The 16,564-nt window shown below is 50.5% G+C and carries 19 protein-coding genes; 11 read left to right on the top strand and 8 right to left on the bottom strand.

Annotated features, from left to right (window positions below):
• Positions 1-126 precede the first annotated feature (126 nt).
• The 3 genes from Q7V06_RS06815 to tuf are packed head-to-tail and all read right to left on the bottom strand — an operon-like array spanning position 127 to position 3,372.
• A complete protein-coding gene (locus tag Q7V06_RS06815; RefSeq protein WP_304839891.1) occupies positions 127-1,740 on the bottom strand; it encodes a flippase activity-associated protein Agl23 in 1,614 nt (537 codons plus the stop codon).
• 18 nt (positions 1,741-1,758) lie between these two features.
• A complete protein-coding gene (gene rpsJ, locus Q7V06_RS06810) occupies positions 1,759-2,067 on the bottom strand; it encodes a 30S ribosomal protein S10 (protein WP_304839888.1) in 309 nt (102 codons plus the stop codon).
• 27 nt (positions 2,068-2,094) lie between these two features.
• Positions 2,095-3,372 (bottom strand): translation elongation factor EF-1 subunit alpha, encoded by a 1,278-nt coding sequence (tuf, locus tag Q7V06_RS06805; RefSeq protein ID WP_304839885.1) that lies wholly within the window; start codon positions 3,370-3,372, stop codon positions 2,095-2,097.
• Between the two features lie 158 nt (positions 3,373-3,530).
• Here tuf and Q7V06_RS06800 point away from each other — a divergent pair, with 158 nt between their 5' ends.
• Positions 3,531-3,836 carry a hypothetical protein gene (locus tag Q7V06_RS06800; protein WP_304839883.1) on the top strand — a complete coding sequence of 102 codons (306 nt, stop codon included), beginning with the start codon at positions 3,531-3,533 and terminating at the stop codon, positions 3,834-3,836.
• Positions 3,837-3,841: 5 nt separating this feature from the next.
• On the opposite strand, the gene cobS is transcribed toward Q7V06_RS06800, so the two are convergent.
• The gene (gene cobS / locus Q7V06_RS06795) at positions 3,842-4,567 is read right to left on the bottom strand and encodes an adenosylcobinamide-GDP ribazoletransferase (protein WP_304839881.1); all 726 of its coding nucleotides are present in this window, start codon (positions 4,565-4,567) and stop codon (positions 3,842-3,844) included.
• A complete protein-coding gene (locus Q7V06_RS06790) occupies positions 4,564-4,998 on the bottom strand; it encodes a phosphatidylglycerophosphatase A (RefSeq protein WP_304839878.1) in 435 nt (144 codons plus the stop codon). The genes cobS and Q7V06_RS06790 overlap by 4 nt, the downstream gene beginning before the upstream one ends.
• Before the next feature lies 1 nt (position 4,999).
• Here Q7V06_RS06790 and cobT point away from each other — a divergent pair, with 1 nt between their 5' ends.
• From cobT to Q7V06_RS06740, 10 genes are all read left to right on the top strand, one after another.
• Positions 5,000-6,049, top strand: a complete 1,050-nt coding sequence (cobT, locus tag Q7V06_RS06785) for a nicotinate mononucleotide-dependent phosphoribosyltransferase CobT (RefSeq protein WP_370650823.1) — start codon at positions 5,000-5,002, stop codon at positions 6,047-6,049.
• Between the two features lie 37 nt (positions 6,050-6,086).
• On the top strand, positions 6,087-6,641 hold the full coding sequence (locus Q7V06_RS06780; protein ID WP_304839875.1) for a GMP synthase subunit A: 555 nt from the start codon (positions 6,087-6,089) through the stop codon (positions 6,639-6,641).
• Entirely contained in the window at positions 6,638-7,171 is a 534-nt protein-coding gene (locus Q7V06_RS06775) for a YkgJ family cysteine cluster protein (protein WP_304839873.1), read from the top strand. The genes Q7V06_RS06780 and Q7V06_RS06775 overlap by 4 nt, the downstream gene beginning before the upstream one ends.
• Positions 7,164-8,369 (top strand): TraB/GumN family protein, encoded by a 1,206-nt coding sequence (locus tag Q7V06_RS06770; protein ID WP_304839871.1) that lies wholly within the window; start codon positions 7,164-7,166, stop codon positions 8,367-8,369. The genes Q7V06_RS06775 and Q7V06_RS06770 overlap by 8 nt, the downstream gene beginning before the upstream one ends.
• 50 nt (positions 8,370-8,419) lie before the next feature.
• Positions 8,420-9,397: a DUF3821 domain-containing protein gene (locus Q7V06_RS06765; RefSeq protein WP_304839868.1), complete on the top strand. Its 978-nt coding sequence runs from the start codon at positions 8,420-8,422 to the stop codon at positions 9,395-9,397.
• Positions 9,398-9,423: 26 nt separating this feature from the next.
• The gene (locus Q7V06_RS06760) at positions 9,424-9,957 is read left to right on the top strand and encodes a nitroreductase family protein (RefSeq protein ID WP_304839866.1); all 534 of its coding nucleotides are present in this window, start codon (positions 9,424-9,426) and stop codon (positions 9,955-9,957) included.
• A 62-nt stretch (positions 9,958-10,019) separates the two neighbouring features.
• Entirely contained in the window at positions 10,020-11,306 is a 1,287-nt protein-coding gene (locus tag Q7V06_RS06755; protein ID WP_304839863.1) for an orotidine 5'-phosphate decarboxylase / HUMPS family protein, read from the top strand.
• Between the two features lie 163 nt (positions 11,307-11,469).
• Complete coding sequence (locus Q7V06_RS06750; protein ID WP_304839860.1) at positions 11,470-12,162, top strand: DUF1538 domain-containing protein; 693 nt, start codon at positions 11,470-11,472, stop codon at positions 12,160-12,162.
• Complete coding sequence (locus tag Q7V06_RS06745; protein ID WP_304839858.1) at positions 12,159-12,893, top strand: DUF1538 domain-containing protein; 735 nt, start codon at positions 12,159-12,161, stop codon at positions 12,891-12,893. The genes Q7V06_RS06750 and Q7V06_RS06745 overlap by 4 nt, the downstream gene beginning before the upstream one ends.
• Positions 12,890-13,228 (top strand): P-II family nitrogen regulator, encoded by a 339-nt coding sequence (locus Q7V06_RS06740; RefSeq protein ID WP_304839856.1) that lies wholly within the window; start codon positions 12,890-12,892, stop codon positions 13,226-13,228. Before Q7V06_RS06745 ends, Q7V06_RS06740 begins: the two co-directional genes overlap by 4 nt.
• A gap of 3 nt (positions 13,229-13,231) precedes the next feature.
• Here the strand turns inward: Q7V06_RS06740 and Q7V06_RS06735 are convergent, their stop codons facing one another.
• Genes Q7V06_RS06735 through Q7V06_RS06725 form a run of 3 tightly spaced genes read right to left on the bottom strand, consistent with a single transcriptional unit; the run spans position 13,232 to position 16,253 of the window.
• Positions 13,232-13,663 (bottom strand): acetolactate synthase, encoded by a 432-nt coding sequence (locus tag Q7V06_RS06735; RefSeq protein WP_370650822.1) that lies wholly within the window; start codon positions 13,661-13,663, stop codon positions 13,232-13,234.
• Complete coding sequence (locus Q7V06_RS06730) at positions 13,663-14,964, bottom strand: phenylacetate--CoA ligase family protein (RefSeq protein WP_304839855.1); 1,302 nt, start codon at positions 14,962-14,964, stop codon at positions 13,663-13,665. Before Q7V06_RS06730 ends, Q7V06_RS06735 begins: the two co-directional genes overlap by 1 nt.
• Complete coding sequence (locus Q7V06_RS06725; RefSeq protein ID WP_304839853.1) at positions 14,964-16,253, bottom strand: phenylacetate--CoA ligase family protein; 1,290 nt, start codon at positions 16,251-16,253, stop codon at positions 14,964-14,966. The genes Q7V06_RS06730 and Q7V06_RS06725 overlap by 1 nt, the downstream gene beginning before the upstream one ends.
• Positions 16,254-16,564 lie beyond the last annotated feature (311 nt).

The following is a 16,564-nucleotide window of genomic DNA, read 5'->3' as shown; positions in this document are numbered from 1 at the left end:
TTGCCATCCTGATGATGAAAGAATCGTTCATGACCCTCGATCATTCCATAGAATAACTGAAGACCAGAGACAGCACCACATGCAGGGATCCCTGCAGATCGGAGGAGAATGATAATCCCCCGGATCTTATGCCATCCGTCTGAAGATATCGATATTGATACTCCCAACCCCGGACTGTCTGGTGAAGTAATACTCTATCATTCTTCCCTGTACTTCATAGTACGTAACCCAGTAACTGAGTTTCTGAGTCGTCTTCTCATATCCGCGTAGTTCTTCATAGCTCTCAGCATCATGCGTTATAATGAGATCATAGTCACCTGAGAGGAGCACCCCTTCATTTGACTTCCCACCAAAGAAGGTGAACTTCAACCATCGGTCTCCACGATAGTACCAGGGGAGTGGCCAGTATGTGCTCGATGCAATAGCAACACGATCAGACTCATCTATGTGGATCATAAGATCTCGAAGATCTTCTGAGTTCTGTACCTGTACAATTGGCTCAGAGATATCAGCAGGAGTAAAAGCTATATGCAGTGTCATAGCGATGAGGAAGACCAGACCAATAGCAATGATCACCGTCTTCACGCGATCGATCTTGTATGTTGCAACAAAGATCATCGGGAGCAGCTGGTGGAGGATGAGCCAGGGAACTTTCTCACCGATATATGCATAGACTGCAAGAGAGGTGATCATCCACCAGATCGAGAAGCGGATGAATTCCAGTTTTGGATCATAGGTAACACACTTCTCAGGGCGGCGAAATGCAGAAAAGAACCAATCTCTCAGAGGAAGAGAAAGAGTCGGTTCTTCAGCAGCCTTACCTCTCCTTGAATGCCATGACCTGAGAGATGAAACAATTGTACCGCCGATGATGAACTGAATCAACCCCATTCCTGCAAGGAGAAGGATCGGGACCTCATAGAGGACGAAGAATATCAGATAAAAGAACCATGGGCCGCCGAGCCGCTGTACTCCATGCATTGCAGTCCAGTGATTGATAGCCATCTGACCGGCCTTCAGCACGATCTCAGGGTGAACCCCAAATGATGAATAGAAGAGAGCAATAATACCCCCGGCAAGAGCTGTTGCGAGGATGAGATCACGCTTCCAGGCAGGTGGAAAGACCAGACGCCTGCTCCAGAGGGCGAAAACAAGATATGAACCAAAGATAAGAAGGACAATCGGCATATTCTCCTTACTCGACATCCCAAGAGCCGCAGCGGACCCTGCAACCAATGCATACCTCAGCTTCCCTGACTTACAATACGCAAGGGCTGCTACAACAATGAGGAGCGAGAAGAACGCGATGAAGATATCATTTCGAAGGAACCTTGAGAAGTAAACCATATTTGGGGAGAGAGCAAGAAAAAGGGCTGCAACAATCATCTGCCTCCCGTCAAGGTATCCCATGCGGTACAGCGGGTATACAAGCGCTACAAGAGCGGTGCCAAGAAATGCAGGAAGGAGTCGCCCAACAAGATCGGAATCTCCAAAGAGGGAGAACAACCCCGCAGTAACATAGAAGAGAAAAGGTCCGTGGAACATCGGGTCATAGATGTAGGTTCCCTTTGTCAGAAGTTGATAGGCAAACCATGCATGCGCTGCTTCGTCATGGTGATAGAGCTTCAGGTCCAGAAAGGCAAATCTCAGAATGATTGTTGCCAGAAGTATAAAAGGGAAAAGTGACTCCGGTTTGAGGAGTCGATGAAAAAACTGATTTGTATTAAATGCGGCTTTCATGCCGCTATCTCACGATGATCAGCCCTCAAGGACGATCTCAATACCGATGTCCTTGGGTACCTGAATTCGCATCAACTGGCGGAGCGCACGCTCATCGGCATCAATATCGATGAGACGCTTGTGAACGCGCATCTGCCAGCGATCCCAGGTCGCCGTACCTTCACCATCTGGGCTTTTTCGGATTGGGACGACGAGGCGCTTCGTTGGAAGCGATATCGGACCTGCAAGATTAACACCGGTTCGTTCGGCAATCTCACGGATCCGGGAGCAGACTGTTTCGAGTTTTTCGTAGTCAGTCCCGGTAAGGCGTATTCTGGCTTTCTGCATAGAGGGTCACCGTAAAAGATGAGATAATTATCTCATCTGTTTCGCTTTAATGTCAAGGACAATACCTGCAGCGATGGTGGATCCCATATCACGGACCGCGAAGCGGCCGAGCTGCGGAAGCTCTTTTGCCTTCTCAATGACGAGTGGGCGGGTGGGTACGATCTTTACAATTGCAGCGTCGCCAGCCTTCAGGAAGGCAGGGTTCTCTTCTTTAACCTGGCCACTCCGTGGGTCAAGCTTCTTCTGAAGCTCAGTGAATGTGCATGCAACCTGTGCAGTGTGGCAGTGGAAGACCGGGGTGTATCCGACTGAGAGGACGCTTGGGTGCTGAAGCACAACGACCTGAGCAGTGAACTCCTCTGCTACAGTTGGAGGTACATCGACCGGGCCACAGACGTCGCCACGGCGGATATCGTTCTTTGCGATACCACGAACGTTGAATCCAACGTTGTCACCTGGGAGAGCCTGGTTGTGCTCTTCATGATGCATCTCGATGGACTTAATCTCCCCTTCCTTGTTGGCAGGCATGAATGAGACCTTCATCCCCTTCTTCAGGATACCGGTTTCAATACGGCCGACCGGGACAGTGCCGATACCGGAGATGGTATAGACGTCCTGGATCGGAAGGCGGAGAGGCTTGTCTGTTGGCTTCTCTGGCTCTTTGAGGGTGTCGAGAGCTTCAAGGAGAGTTAGTCCGGTGTACCATGGGGTCTCCGGGGACTTCTTGGATACGTTCACACCGGTGAAGGAGCTCATCGGGATGAATATCGTTTCATCTGGCTTGAATCCGACCATCTTGATAAGATCGGAAAGCTGCTTCTTGACTTCATCGAAACGCTTCTGATCGTACTTAACAACATCCATCTTGTTGACGGCGATGATAAGCTGGTTGATGCCGAGTGTCCGTGCAAGGAAGACGTGCTCCTTGGTCTGCTCCATCGGGCCATCAGGGGCTGCTACAACGAGAACTGCAGCATCTGCCTGTGATGCACCGGTGATCATGTTCTTAACGAAGTCACGGTGACCTGGGCAGTCGACGACGGTGAAGTAGAACTTCGCAGTGTCGAAACGCTTGTGAGCGATATCGATGGTGATACCACGTTCACGTTCCTCTTTAAGACTGTCCATAACCCATGCAAACTCAAAGGAACCCTTACCCTTGGATTCGGCTTCCTTCTTGTATCCGTCAATGACGTGCTGTGCAACACTGCCGGTCTCAAAGAGAAGGCGACCGACAGTCGTTGACTTTCCGTGGTCAATATGGCCGATAACGGCTAAATTCATGTGTGGCTTTTCTGCTGCCATTCTCAATCCTCCACTCATTAAGGGACAATCATGCGTACATCCTGTCCAATGCGAGTATACTAGATTGGAATGAGAACTATATAAAATATTTCACTTTTCGCCTGAAATGCCCAAAAGAAACGATACAATGATGAACTATCCACACCCACCCACTCGGCATGAAGACGTTGCCATTCATTCGAGGGCCAAATGACCGTATCACCGTCCAGTGCGCGACAGGAGAGGTGCCTGTTCATACACGTTGTGCGTATTGCAGACACTGTCATGGGATTCGGGTGCAGAAGAGACTCACCCCTTCACCCATCACTCAGGCATACCAGAAGATTCAACGGGGTCAGGCATCAGATCAGGAACTCCTTAACGCGGGTTTGATGTTTAACACACTTGTAGCTGATGCCCGCGCAGAGGCGATCGAGTGTGGAGACGAGAAGGGAGAAGGGTATTGCCGAATAACCTCCCTCTAACTTTTTCACCCAAGAGCAAGCAGAATTGTGAGAAGTGTAACTGCACGGACGATCTCATTTGCCGCTCCGACTAGATCGCCATTGATCCCTCCAAAAAGCCGTGTACCACCAAACAGAAGGATGAGCGTGGTAAGAGATGCAGCAAAGAGTGCAGAAACAATGACAATCCACGGAATCGGAAGCAGAAATAATGGGAGCGTGAGGAACCATGCAGGAAGAACAAACCAGGGCTTTGCCCGCCAGTACAGGTAACTGTGAATCCCCTCACGAAATGGACGGCCAAGGGCAGTGAGTGATGCCATAGACACTTTAGCAGCGACTTCTGCAATCAGAACTGCCAGGGGTAGTACCGTCAGCGAAGATAATGCTCCATATGAGATGAGGGTGATCACAAGCCCCATAGCAACACCACCAGCCCCCACCTGCCTGTCAGTCAGTGCCCTGATCCTTACTTCCCGACTACCATGCGCCATCAGGCCGTCCCCGAGATCGAGGAGACCATCGAAATGGTTGCACCCGGAGATGAGAAGGATAAAACCGATCGAAACAGCAGCGGCTGTAAGTGGGTGAGGGATTAAGATAAGGGGGAGAGCCCCAAAACCCCCAATCAGGTACCCGGCAAGAGGGTAGAGGTATGAACGCTTCGCAAACGCCTCGAAATCTGCCGGTTTTCCGATCGGTAGGATCGTCGTAAACTGTAAAAGTGCCCGGATCGCCTCAAGTATGCTCATTGACTGTCACTATAAAGTTTAGAGGTGCATCCGGCGATCAGACCCGCAACCGCATCATCCATAAAAGGTCCAAGTGCTGAAAGAATTCCGGGCTTCTTCTGGTCATATCGGGTAAACTCAAACCGGGCATATGTCCCCGCAATGACTTCTGCGATCGCCATCCCGATAATCTCATCTGCAAGGAGGAAAACCGGATCATCTGCAATCTCAGAGTTCTTTCTTTTAGTATAAAGCTCCTCTTCAAGCAGAATCGCAGAGAGGAGAAGGGCAGATACATTTGGGTCGGTCAGAGCCCTCCTGATATTCTTCTCAAGTGCCATACGTCCGGCTTCCTGCGAGAGACCATGAGATACATACAGCTCCATGCCTGCATCCAGTATCGCATCCATCTCTACACCAACTCCATGCAGGCGCTCCTCAATCTCGAACATAATGATCTTTATCTTTGAAGCATGCCATACATTAACCTATATGGCATTTCTATCAGACTCGAAGATATCTTCTCCAAAAAGGCCGATATTCACTTCGATCCTTGCTAACACCGCACTTTCAAAAGTACCCGGTATCTCAGGTGCCGGATCGTCACCAGATAAGACGATCTATACCCCGACACTTGATGCAGAGCTTATAGTCAATGGTGAGATCACCAGTATGCCGATCCGTCCAAACACCCCGACCGGGTGCCCGACACCGGCGACGATCACACGTGCAATGATGCAACTCTGTGGCCTCACCCCTCTCTTCATTAATGCAGGTCTTGAATATACACCAACGATACCAACCTTCGATCTCTACGGTCAGGCTGGAGGAGATCCAAGAAAGGGTGATGCAGTTCCTGATGCAAAATCCCTTTTTCAGAGAGGTAAACAGCTTGGAACCCTCCTGTCAACACTTTCTGATATGCTTGTCATCGGAGAGTGCATCCCTGGCGGTACAACAACCGCACTCTGTGTCCTACGGGGTCTTGGGTATTCAGCTCGTGTATCAAGCAGTTTCGCTGACAACCCTCACCCAAGGAAAGATGAGATAGCGGATGCAGTTATTCACCAGTTAAAAGAGCGTGGCATCACCGATACACTTGGAGTAGTAACAGCTGCCGGAGATCCGATGATCCCTGCTGCTGCCGGTATGGCCAATGGTTTTTCCGGCGAGGTGATACTTGGAGGAGGAACACAGATGCTTGCAGTTGCCGCAGTTATAAAAGGTCTGGGGATGCGTCTCCCAAAGATCGCGACGACAATTTATGTCCATGATGATGCTTCAGCTAATTTCAGAGAGACCGCAGAGGCGATCGGCATATCCCCTGTCTATGTTGATCCTGAGTTTGGAGCACTCGGACATTATGGGCTTGCCAGGTATTGCATAGGGGAGGTCAAAGAAGGGATGGGGGCAGGGGGCGCGATGTATCTTGCAGCTGCGATGGGGCATTCTCCATCTGAGATCAGAGAAGCTATCCTGCAGACCATATCATCCTACTCCTGAAGAGATAAGAGGGACTATAACCAACTACTAGGAGAGTATGCAACCCATCTTCGTGGTCAATAATTTTGGGCAGTTCAACCATCTCATCCATCGGATGCTTCGGGACCTTGAGATAGAAGTGAAGATGATTCCAAATACCACGAACCCATCTGAGGTGGCTTCAGGGTGTCGCGGGATCATTCTTGGGGGTGGACCGAGCATCGATCGGATCGGGAGATGCCCTGATTATCTTGAATTAGGTATCCCGGTGCTCGGGATATGCCTTGGTCACCAATTGATTGCACAGTCACTCGGTGGCGTTATCGGACCTGGCAGAAGTGGAGGATACGGGGGTGTCGATATAGTGGTGCAAAACCATGGAGAGATCCTCTCCGGCTATCCTGAGAGGATGCATGTATGGGCATCACATGCCGATGAGGTAAAACAAGCGCCAGAGGGTTTTGAGATCCTCGCCACATCTTCAATCTGCGAAGTAGAGGCGATGGGATCAATGAACAAGCGGATTTATGGTCTTCAGTGGCATCCGGAAGTAAGCCATTCAGAGAACGGAAGCCAGGTCTACAAGAATTTTAACCGCATATGTATGGAGTGAAAAGCCTCAGTGAGGCCCTTCAACAGATTGGTTTCGTCTGCCTTGGGTGCGGTGCCTGCTGCCGGGGCGACGAAGAAACCAGCCGCGTTATCATCTCCCCTCAGGAGATAGACATAATCGGGTCTGCAACCGGAATGGACCATGACACGATTGTTATACCCTATCCGGAGCTGATCGATTCTGAGAGCGGTGGGAGATACACCTTTGAATGGTGTCTCAGAATGGAGAACGGCAGATGTCTCTTCCATTCTGAAGATGGCAGATGTTCACTCTATCCGGCGCGCCCCTGGATATGCCGGACCTACCCGTTTGCTCTTGACGGCGAGTCATTAGTCGTATCGGAATGTCCGGGGATTGGAGGGAAGATGACAAAGGATGAAGCAACAGAGCTTGCATCCGCACTTCTGCTCAGAAGGGATGCGGAAGAAGAAGAGGAGAGGGGAGTGAAGAAGGTCTTCTCCTCCTCACCTGTACCAGAAGGAAAGACTGTGGTCTTTGACAGCAGAGGCATGTGGAGCATTCATGGGTGAACTGAAGATTATTGGGACGGCTCATGTCTCACAGAAGAGTATCGACGAGGTCATTGCTGGAATTAATGAATTTCAGCCGGATATTATTGCAGTTGAACTTGATCCCCCGCGTTATGCCGCACTGAAACAACAGGATAGCCAGACCGAGGGGCCGGGAGTCTCTGAGATCCTTGCATCCGGAAACATGACGCAGCTTCTCGTCCAGTGGCTGCTCGCCTATGTTCAGCGAAAGATCGGGATGAACGTCGGAATCGAACCGGGAGCAGAGATGAAGGAGGCGATCCGGCTGGCTGAAGAGAAGGGGATACGTGTTGCATTGATCGACCGCGATATCAGAATCACCCTCTCACGGTTCTGGAGTGGGATGACATTTCGTGAAAAATTCAGGATGATCTACGCACTTACGGTCTCGATTACAGGAGTTTCAGGAGATGAAATTGATATCGATGCTCTCACCGAACAGGACGTGGTCACCCTGGCACTCGAAGAATTCCGAAAGTTCTCGCCAAATGGAGCAAAAGCCCTGATAGACGAGCGGGATGCCTATCTTGCCCATAGCATTATCCCACTCATGCGAGGCGATCAGCGTATCCTTGCAGTCGTAGGAGCGGGGCATGTAAGAGGAATTACCCAGTACCTCTCGGATCCTCAGTCGCTCCCTCCAATGAAGGATCTCACCGCACAGATCAAAGGCCGCCCCTGGGCAAAGATTATCGGAGTAGGGGTTCTTCTCCTCTTTCTCTCCCTTATCATCGCTATTATCTTTTCAGGAGTGGGATATGACGTTCTCATCACCGCGTTACTATGGTGGATCATCATCAACGGAACACTTGCAGCACTCGGCACACTCCTTGCACGGGGACACCCGATCTCCGCTCTGGTTGCTTTCTGTGCAGCATGGCTCACATCCTTAAATCCTCTGATCGCTGCCGGATGGTTTGCCGCAATTGCCGAGGTGAAGATCAGAAAACCCGCAATCTCTGACATAAAAGCGATCAGTAAAGCAGAGAGCATCAGAGAGATGAGCAAAATTCCACTCTTCCGTGTTGTACTCGTTGCAGCATTTGCAAACATCGGAAGTACGCTTGGAACGTTCCTGTACTTCATCTTCATCTTCCCACTCCTTGGAATCGACCCGACAGTACTGATCAGCGAGGGATTTACAAATATCTGGAATATGGTGACGAATCTCTTCTGAAATAATGGAGTTGGGGAAACACTGATGATAGTTTATAGAGAAGGATGATCATGGCGAAACGAGACAGAACCATGATCAGGATGCGAACAGGATTCATCTGCATCCTCTTCATCCTCCTTATCACCCCGGTATATGCCGCGATACATGAGATCCCTGCCGGGGGAACGGTCTTCATCGGTGAAGAGAGGCTTGACATCACCGCATGTGGAGTTGTCAGCGGAGACACCCTCGGCTGGTTTGAAGGAGGGAGATCGCCTGCCACCGATAATCCGGTGATAACCACTACTGTAAGTGATGCAGCATCATTCTACATCTCACCCCAGACATTTACAGGAAGGACCGGCACATGGTATATCATCGGCTCCGGAACCCCTGCGTTCATGGTCGCAGAACCCACTCTTGGAGTCAGGATCTATGATGTCGCATATGGCGGGAGGGATAGAACCGGCCTCTGGGTTCCGATGGACTACGAACTGCAGTTTCGAATCGAAACTAATCTCAACGTGATGTCACAGAGGCCGGGGGTGGCCGGAGCACCGATTGAGATCCGCGTTACCAGGCAGGATGGAGTGGAGTACTCATCATTAACAAATCGTGCAGGTGCATCAACACCCCTCCTCTTTGCAGTTGATCGTAACCCCTATATGACCGGGCCGGTCTGGCACCCGGATGCCGGGTATTCACGTGGAGTCTACGACTTCTACGCCTTCTGCAATGCAAACGGTATGAAAGACAATTATGAGATCGTTGGAAAGACGATCACAGAACGGAGTGAGACGATATCCCTCTCACGAGAGACCACACCAACACCCACCCAAACAATACCAGAGGTAACACCGACCACTTCACCGACACCGGAACCCACCATTTTACCGGTGACAACAATCCAGACCGGGATTCCGGCAACTCAACCAATCGAAACACCAGACAGAACTGCACCTCCGACAACCCAGGCAACACCATCGGTTGCAATCACCGCTGTTGCTGCTTGTGCATTGGGAATACTCCTCCGGATGCGTAAAGAATAACCATGAGAAGAGTACTCTGATCTACTATGATTCAGAATAAGAACATTGCAAACTTCGGCGTTACCATCATTCAGGCGCGCCATAGCATCAGGCATTTCAATGACAGCCCTATTCCTGATGACATCATCCGGAAAGTCCTCGAATGTGCAAAATCTGCTCCGTCAGCAAGGAATGTACAACCCTGGCTCTTTGGCACCATCACCGATAAAGCACTCAGAGATGAGATCGCAGAACTCGCGACACATGGAAAGTTCATTGCCGAAGCACCTGTCTGTTTTGCTGTCTTTGGTGAGCGGGACCAGCAGTATGTCCTTGAAGATTGTTGTGCTGCAACTGAGAACCTGATCATCGCCCTGACCGGATATGGAATCGGGTCATGCTGGGTTGCCGGAGAGGGAAAAGAGTATGCAGAGCCGATTCGAAAACTCCTCGGCGTTCCTGAACAGTATAAGCTCATCTCCCTTGTTGCAGCGGGTGAAGCGAAGACGGAAGGATTTACTCTTGCAAAGAAGAAGAACCTCATTGATATCAGCTTTAAAAACAGGTACGGATCTGAGTGATCAGATAGACGAACCTCTTTTTTTACACCATTTTAAGCCTGATGAACGTCAGAGAGATCTGTATGGAACCTCCCATTCTTCAGGTTGCTCTTGATATCCTTGATCTTAGCCGCGCCTATGCAATAGCAGAGGAGACCGTCTCCGGTGGAGCCGACTGGATCGAGATCGGAACACCACTTATCAAAAGTGAAGGGATGAACGCGGTCAGGGAGATCCGAAGTCAACACCCGAAGAGAACGATTGTCGCTGATATGAAGATCAGTGATACGGGTGCACTTGAAGTCGGGATGGCTGCAAAAGCCGGTGCAGATATTATCTGCATACTCGCCGATGCCGATGACGCCGTTATCAGAGAGGCAGTCAGGGCAGCAGATCTCTACGGTGTCCGGTTGATGGGAGATATGATGACCGTTAAAGATCCGGTCACCCGCGCCCGTGAACTTGAGGATATGGGTGTACATATCATCAACGCTCATGTCGGTATCGACCAGCAGATGATCGGAAAAGACTCGCTTGAACTCCTCGAACATCTGAGCGGCGCGGTTACAATCCCCATAGCTGCTGCAGGCGGTCTGAATGCGGAACGGGCAGCAGATGCAGTAGCACATGGTGCATCGATCGTCATCATCGGCGGTGCGATCATACGATCAGGCGACGTCACCGGTTCAACGAGGGAGATCCGATCTGCAATTGATGCACCTGTGAAAAGGGCGATTGAGCGGATTGATCAAAACGAGGAGATCAGGCGGATGCTAACCCTTGTGTCTTCATCAAATGTATCAGATGCGATGCACAGGAAAGGCGCGATGGCCGGACTTACCAGATATGCAGGCAGGGAAAAGATGGTGGGGCGTGCGGTCACTGTCCAGACCTTTGCCGGAGACTGGGCAAAACCTGTTGAGGCGATCGACTGCGCATCCGCAGGAGATGTGATCGTGATCAACAATAGCCGGGACACCACCGTTGCCCCATGGGGAGAACTCGCAACACACTCCTGCCAGAACAAAGGCATTGCCGGGGTTGTCATTGATGGAGCAGTCCGGGATCTCGATGATATCAGCACTCTGACTATCACCCTCTATGCAACAGCAGTAGTTCCCAATGCCGGAGAGCCAAAAGGTTTTGGAGAGATCAATACAGAGATCCGGTGTTGCGGCCAGACGGTCCGGCCGGGTGACTGGATCATCGGAGATGCAAGCGGTGTCGTCGTCATTCCAAAAGAGCGTGCATACGAGATCTCCCGCCGGGCGGTTGAGGTATATAAAACTGAAGAGCGGCTCCGTGAAGAGATCCGGAGGGGATCGACCCTCTCGGTTGTGATGGATCTGCTCAGGTGGGAGAAGCATTAGGTAGAGCAGGCATAGGCAACCGTACCAATTATTTTACTTTTTCAGCCCATACTATTCTGTACCCGGAGAACAGAAGTGCTCTTAGAGACCAAAGAGGATCCGTTATCCGGAACCAACATGATAAATCAATGACAGATGATAACAGGACAGGGACACAGAACATATGTTGAGCGAAGCACGTGAGACATTCAAAGAGGTGATGCAAGCGGTTGCACCGATTGCATTGATCGTTCTGCTGGTACTGGCTCTGCTGATTCGATCATCCCCTGAAGAGCTTGCCGACTATATTCTCGGTGTTCTGATGCTCACTGCAGGCATCGCACTCTTCCTTATCGGAGTGAAAAGCGGTCTTTTGCCCATGGGAGAAGCAATCGGGTCAGATCTCCCAAAACATGGATCGATATACCTTGTCATCCTCACCGCCTTCTTCTTTGGATTCCTGGCAACAGTAGCTGAACCGGATGTGCGGGTACTGACAAATATGGTCGAACTTGTCTCAAACGGAGGTATTCCAAGAGATCCGATGATCATCTCGATCGCAGTCGGAGTCGGACTCTTTGTTGCTCTCGCAATGTTTCGGATCGTTCTTGGAGTCCCGATAACATGGTTATTCACTGGAGGCTACGCAATAGTGATCCTCCTGTCATTTTTTACCTCTCAGGATTACCTTCAGATCGCTTATGACGCAGGCGGGGTGACAACAGGACCATTAACTGTTCCTTTTATCCTGGCACTTGGAATTGGTCTTAGTTCTGTCCTGGCCGGGCGATCGGCACTGACTGATGGATTTGGATTGATCGGACTTGCATCAATTGGGCCGATCATCGGGATCATGCTGATGGGAATTTTTGTATGATAGCAGAATTTGCTATATTCAGTGGGATTGGGAGCGTCATCCAGGATGCATTCATTGCACTGATACCACTCTCCATCTTCTTTATCCTCTTTCAGATACTGTATCTGAAACTCCCAACGGGTCATGTAATCAACCTCTTCAAAGGGATCCTCTTCACGCTCATAGGGATGGTGCTCTTTCTGCAGGGGGTGCATATCGCCTTTATTCCTGCTGGAAATTCAATCGGAACATTCTTCAGCACCATCGGAAAAGCATGGATGCTCATCCCGTTTGGATTCTTTCTCGGCATGCTGGCAACCTATGCCGAACCAGCAGTCCGAATCCTCTGTTACGAGATAGAGAAGTCATCAAGCGGATTCATCAAGGGAAAGCTCATCCTCTATACACTATCCCTTGGTGTCGGTATCGCCGTTGCCATTGGGATGGCACGAATCGTCTATGGGTTCTCATTCCTCCCGATCATCATCACCGGATATGCAATCGCCATCCTGCTGCTCTGGCTCTCTGACAGGGATTTTGTTGGGATTGCTTTTGATTCCGGTGGAGTGGCAACAGGGCCGATGGCAGTTACCTTCCTGATGGCTCTTGCTGTCGGGGCAGCAGCAGGAATAGAAGGGCGTGATCCGGTCATCGACGGGTTCGGATTGATTGCACTGATCGCCCTTGCCCCAATCCTCTCCATCCTTATCCTCGGGATAATCTTCCGAATCAAAAAGGTGAAGACATCATGATATGTGAAGGCTGTAAACAATTAATTGTAACAATCGTTAAGAAAGGATGGTCACAACAGGTGATCGAAGCATCCCGAAAGGCTGGTGCATCCGGAGGAACTATCATCCCCGGTCGAGGTACCGGAATTCATGAGATGCAGACTCTCCTCGGACTTCGGATCGAACCAGAGAAGGATATCATCCTGACGGTCGTCTCCCCTGATCAGACCGACTCAATCCTTGAAGCGATCGTCGGTGCCGCAGAGCTTGAAAAACCCGGTAATGGAATTTGTTTTGTTATCAACCTGGACAAAGTTGCAGGCCGTGCCCATATGTTCATAAAAGATGAAGAGTGAGGCTTATCCAAGGTCACTCTCTCTCAGGAGGGAGCCTCCGGCCGCACTGATCCGTGCGATTGCTTCACCCGCCTGACTCACCCTGAGGATCAGCACAGCAGCCTCTTTCCCCGAGTATGCATAGGCATACTCAATGTTGATCCCGGCCTCACCAAGGATCTTTGCTGTCTCATAGAGACCGCCAGGCTCATCCTTCATCCTGACCGCGATGACATCGGTGAACTGAACGGCAAATCCGAGCTTCTCAAGCACCGAACGCGCAATATCAGGTTTATCAACGAGTGCTCGAACGACACCGAAGCTGTTTGCCTCAGCAATCGAGAAGGCGAAGATATTCACACTGCTCTTCTCAAGCGCCTCGGCAATCGCCGCAAGCCGCCCGGGTTTATTCTCCGAAAAGACGGAGATCTGTTTGATGATAAACTCTCCCTGCATCAGAAGACCCTCCTGTCGATGACTCTTTTTGCTTTTCCTTCAAATCTGGGGAGTGAGCCGGGTTCTGACAGTTCGACACTGACAGCCACGTTTAAAGCATTCTTCAGAACATGCTCGACTTTCCGTTTGATATTGATGAGATCGTTTATCTTATCAGATAAGGCCTCCGGCACTACCTCGACCCGGACGAGCATCGCATCAAGCGATCCCTTTCTGTCAACCTCAATCATGAAATGGCCCGATAGTTCAGAGATACCGAGGATCGCATGTTCAACTGCTGAGGGGAAGACATTGATTCCACGAATGATCAGCATATCGTCGACACGGCCGGAGATACGCTCAATACGCGGATGCGTTCTTCCACAGGCGCAGGTCTCATCAATAATCCGGGTAAGGTCTCCAATCCGGTACCGGATCATCGGGAGTGCCTCCTTCTGAAGTACCGTCATCACAAGCTCACCCGGCTCTCCTGCCTCCAGCTGTTCACCGGTCTTTGGATCGATTACCTCAGGGTAAGCGATATCACCCCATATATGAATTCCCTTCTGTTCAGAACATTCAGAGAACATAGGTCCGGAGATCTCACTTGTCCCATAGATATCATATGCGCGGACACCCATCGTCTCATAAATACGGGTCCGCATCGTCTCAGACCATGGTTCTGCACCGATGATCGCTGACCGAAGATGGGTATCCTTCTGAATTGAGATCCCCATCCGCTCTGCCGCCTCCCCGAGATGAATCAGGTATGAGGGTGTACAGGCGATTGCTGTTGCCTTTAAATCCTGCATCAGTTCGATCTGCCGCTCCGTGTTACCAACACTGGTCGGGAGAACCGTCGCACCGATCCGCTCAGCACCATAATGGAGGCCGAGGCCACCGGTGAAGAGGCCGTATCCGTAAGAAACCTGAATAACATCCCCTCGTCCAAGCCCGCATGAGGTGAGGGCACGGGCAAGCGAAGTCGTCCAGAGATCGAGATCCTTCTGAGTGTATCCGACAACAGTCGGTTTTCCGGTTGTTCCGGATGAGACATGGTACCTGACGAGTTCGTCCCGTGATGCACAGAAGATCCGATCAGGGTAGTTATCCCTGAGATCGCTCTTGTACATGAAAGGAAGGAGCCGGATATCTGCCAGCGTCCTGATATCATCGGGGTGAACACCCGCCTCCTTCATTCGTACATGGTAGAAGTCTGAGAAGCTGTACATCCGATAGATGAGCGTCTTCAGGAGGCGGTACTGGAGCTTTGACAGCTCATCCTTTGGCATCTCCTCGATTCTTGGATCCCAGCACCGCATCAGAGTCCACCCCTTCTGTCAACGACGCGTTTTGCCTTTCCTTCAAATCGGGGGAGTGAACCAGGTTCAACAAGCCTGACGGTCGTTCTGAGAGAGAGGGCATCATGGAGCTGCCTCGCGATCTGCTTCTGAAGGCCGACGAGATCGCATAGTTCACCTGAAAAGAGGGAACGGTTCATTTCAACATCAATCGTCATCTCGTCAAGGTGGTTAATCCGGTCGACATACACCATATACTGATCACCTACTTCCGGTATTCCAAGGAGAACGTGCTCAATCTGGGAGGGAAATACGTTTATCCCACGAATAACAAGCATATCGTCACTCCTCCCCATAATACGTGCGATTCTAAGCCCTCTTCCACAAGGACAATCATCTTCGAGGAACATTGTGATGTCACCGGTCCGGTAACGGATGAGCGGCATCGCCTCTTTTGATAATGATGTGATGACAAGCTCACCCTTCTCACCCAGTCCAAGCGTCTCACCAGTCTTTGGATCGATAATCTCGGGGAGGTAGCAGTCTTCCCAGATATGAAGTCCGTTCTGCTCCTGACATTCAAAAGCAACGCCAGGACCATACATCTCGCTCATCCCATAACTATCATACGCCTTAAGAGAGAGGCGTGACTCAAGTTCATTCCGCATCGTCTCAGACCATGCCTCCGCACCAAAGACACCGATCTTTAAGGAGTCCAGTGTTACACCCATCTCTTCAACAACTTCTGCTATGTGAAGAGCATATCCCGGCGTACAATGAATGGATGTTACCCCGAAGTCCCTGATCATCTCAATCTGACGTTTGGTGTTACCAGTCGCGCTTGGAACAACCATCATCCCCATCAGTTCAGCTCCGTAGTGAAAACCGAGGCCTCCGGTGAAGAGACCATAGTTTACTGCATTCTGAAAGATATCGTCAGGAGTGAGGCCGACCATCGTCAGGTTTCGTGCGATAAGACCGGCCCACATTTTGAGGTCATGTCTGGTATAACCAACTACTGTCGGTTTCCCGGTAGTCCCTGAGGTCGTATGTATTCGTACTATCTCACGCCTTGGAACTGCAAAGAACCCAAATGGATATCCTTCACGGAGGTCCGTCTTCTTTGTAAAGGGGAGTCGTTTAACGTCTTCTATCGTGTGGATATCGTCAGCCGACATCCCTGCCGCGCGGAGTCGTTCCTGATAGAAAGGAACCTTTTCAGCCTGAGAAACAGTCCATTTTAACTGTTTTGCCTGAAGTCTTTCAAGGTCCTCTCCACGGAGGGTCTCCATCTCTTTATCCCAGAACATTGCCATCCCTGTAATAGTATCAATCAAGGTGTGTGGTAAGACGCAATAGACTTATGTCAGATGTTGACACGGCACACGGTGCAGAGAATAGTGTGGGAATATTGATATAGCGTGGTGAAAGAAGGAGAGTGAGATATATGGTTGATAAAGCCGGGCTTGGAAGCCTTTTAGCAGGTCTGATCCTGATCGCACTCGGGGCATATGGTATTCTGATCTACCTTGATGAAGTCATCTCCGTGTTGAAGGGATCACTTGGAGTCATTGCGGTTTTAATCGGGATCTTCCTTGCGGTCATCGGTTTCTTCATAATG

It is taken from the genome of Methanocalculus sp., from assembly GCF_030651615.1.
Lineage (GTDB): Archaea > Halobacteriota > Methanomicrobia > Methanomicrobiales > Methanocorpusculaceae > Methanocalculus.
Note: the sequence above shows the minus strand (reverse complement) of the source record. Positions and strands in the feature narration are given on the sequence as shown.

Coding starts and splice junctions, on each gene's coding strand:
- Q7V06_RS06790 (WP_304839878.1), bottom strand. CDS start 4,998: ATGTTCGAGATTGAGGAGCGCCTGCATGGAGTTGGTGTAGAGATGGAT.
- Q7V06_RS06735 (WP_370650822.1), bottom strand. CDS start 13,663: ATGCAGGGAGAGTTTATCATCAAACAGATCTCCGTCTTTTCGGAGAAT.
- cobS (WP_304839881.1), bottom strand. CDS start 4,567: ATGAGCATACTTGAGGCGATCCGGGCACTTTTACAGTTTACGACGATC.
- Q7V06_RS06755 (WP_304839863.1), top strand. CDS start 10,020: ATGGAACCTCCCATTCTTCAGGTTGCTCTTGATATCCTTGATCTTAGC.
- tuf (WP_304839885.1), bottom strand. CDS start 3,372: ATGGCAGCAGAAAAGCCACACATGAATTTAGCCGTTATCGGCCATATT.
- Q7V06_RS06780 (WP_304839875.1), top strand. CDS start 6,087: ATGCAACCCATCTTCGTGGTCAATAATTTTGGGCAGTTCAACCATCTC.
- rpsJ (WP_304839888.1), bottom strand. CDS start 2,067: ATGCAGAAAGCCAGAATACGCCTTACCGGGACTGACTACGAAAAACTC.
- Q7V06_RS06770 (WP_304839871.1), top strand. CDS start 7,164: ATGGGTGAACTGAAGATTATTGGGACGGCTCATGTCTCACAGAAGAGT.
- Q7V06_RS06760 (WP_304839866.1), top strand. CDS start 9,424: ATGATTCAGAATAAGAACATTGCAAACTTCGGCGTTACCATCATTCAG.
- Q7V06_RS06815 (WP_304839891.1), bottom strand. CDS start 1,740: ATGAAAGCCGCATTTAATACAAATCAGTTTTTTCATCGACTCCTCAAA.
- Q7V06_RS06740 (WP_304839856.1), top strand. CDS start 12,890: ATGATATGTGAAGGCTGTAAACAATTAATTGTAACAATCGTTAAGAAA.
- Q7V06_RS06750 (WP_304839860.1), top strand. CDS start 11,470: ATGTTGAGCGAAGCACGTGAGACATTCAAAGAGGTGATGCAAGCGGTT.
- Q7V06_RS06725 (WP_304839853.1), bottom strand. CDS start 16,253: ATGTTCTGGGATAAAGAGATGGAGACCCTCCGTGGAGAGGACCTTGAA.
- Q7V06_RS06730 (WP_304839855.1), bottom strand. CDS start 14,964: ATGCGGTGCTGGGATCCAAGAATCGAGGAGATGCCAAAGGATGAGCTG.
- Q7V06_RS06800 (WP_304839883.1), top strand. CDS start 3,531: ATGAAGACGTTGCCATTCATTCGAGGGCCAAATGACCGTATCACCGTC.
- Q7V06_RS06745 (WP_304839858.1), top strand. CDS start 12,159: ATGATAGCAGAATTTGCTATATTCAGTGGGATTGGGAGCGTCATCCAG.
- cobT (WP_370650823.1), top strand. CDS start 5,000: ATGATCTTTATCTTTGAAGCATGCCATACATTAACCTATATGGCATTT.
- Q7V06_RS06765 (WP_304839868.1), top strand. CDS start 8,420: ATGGCGAAACGAGACAGAACCATGATCAGGATGCGAACAGGATTCATC.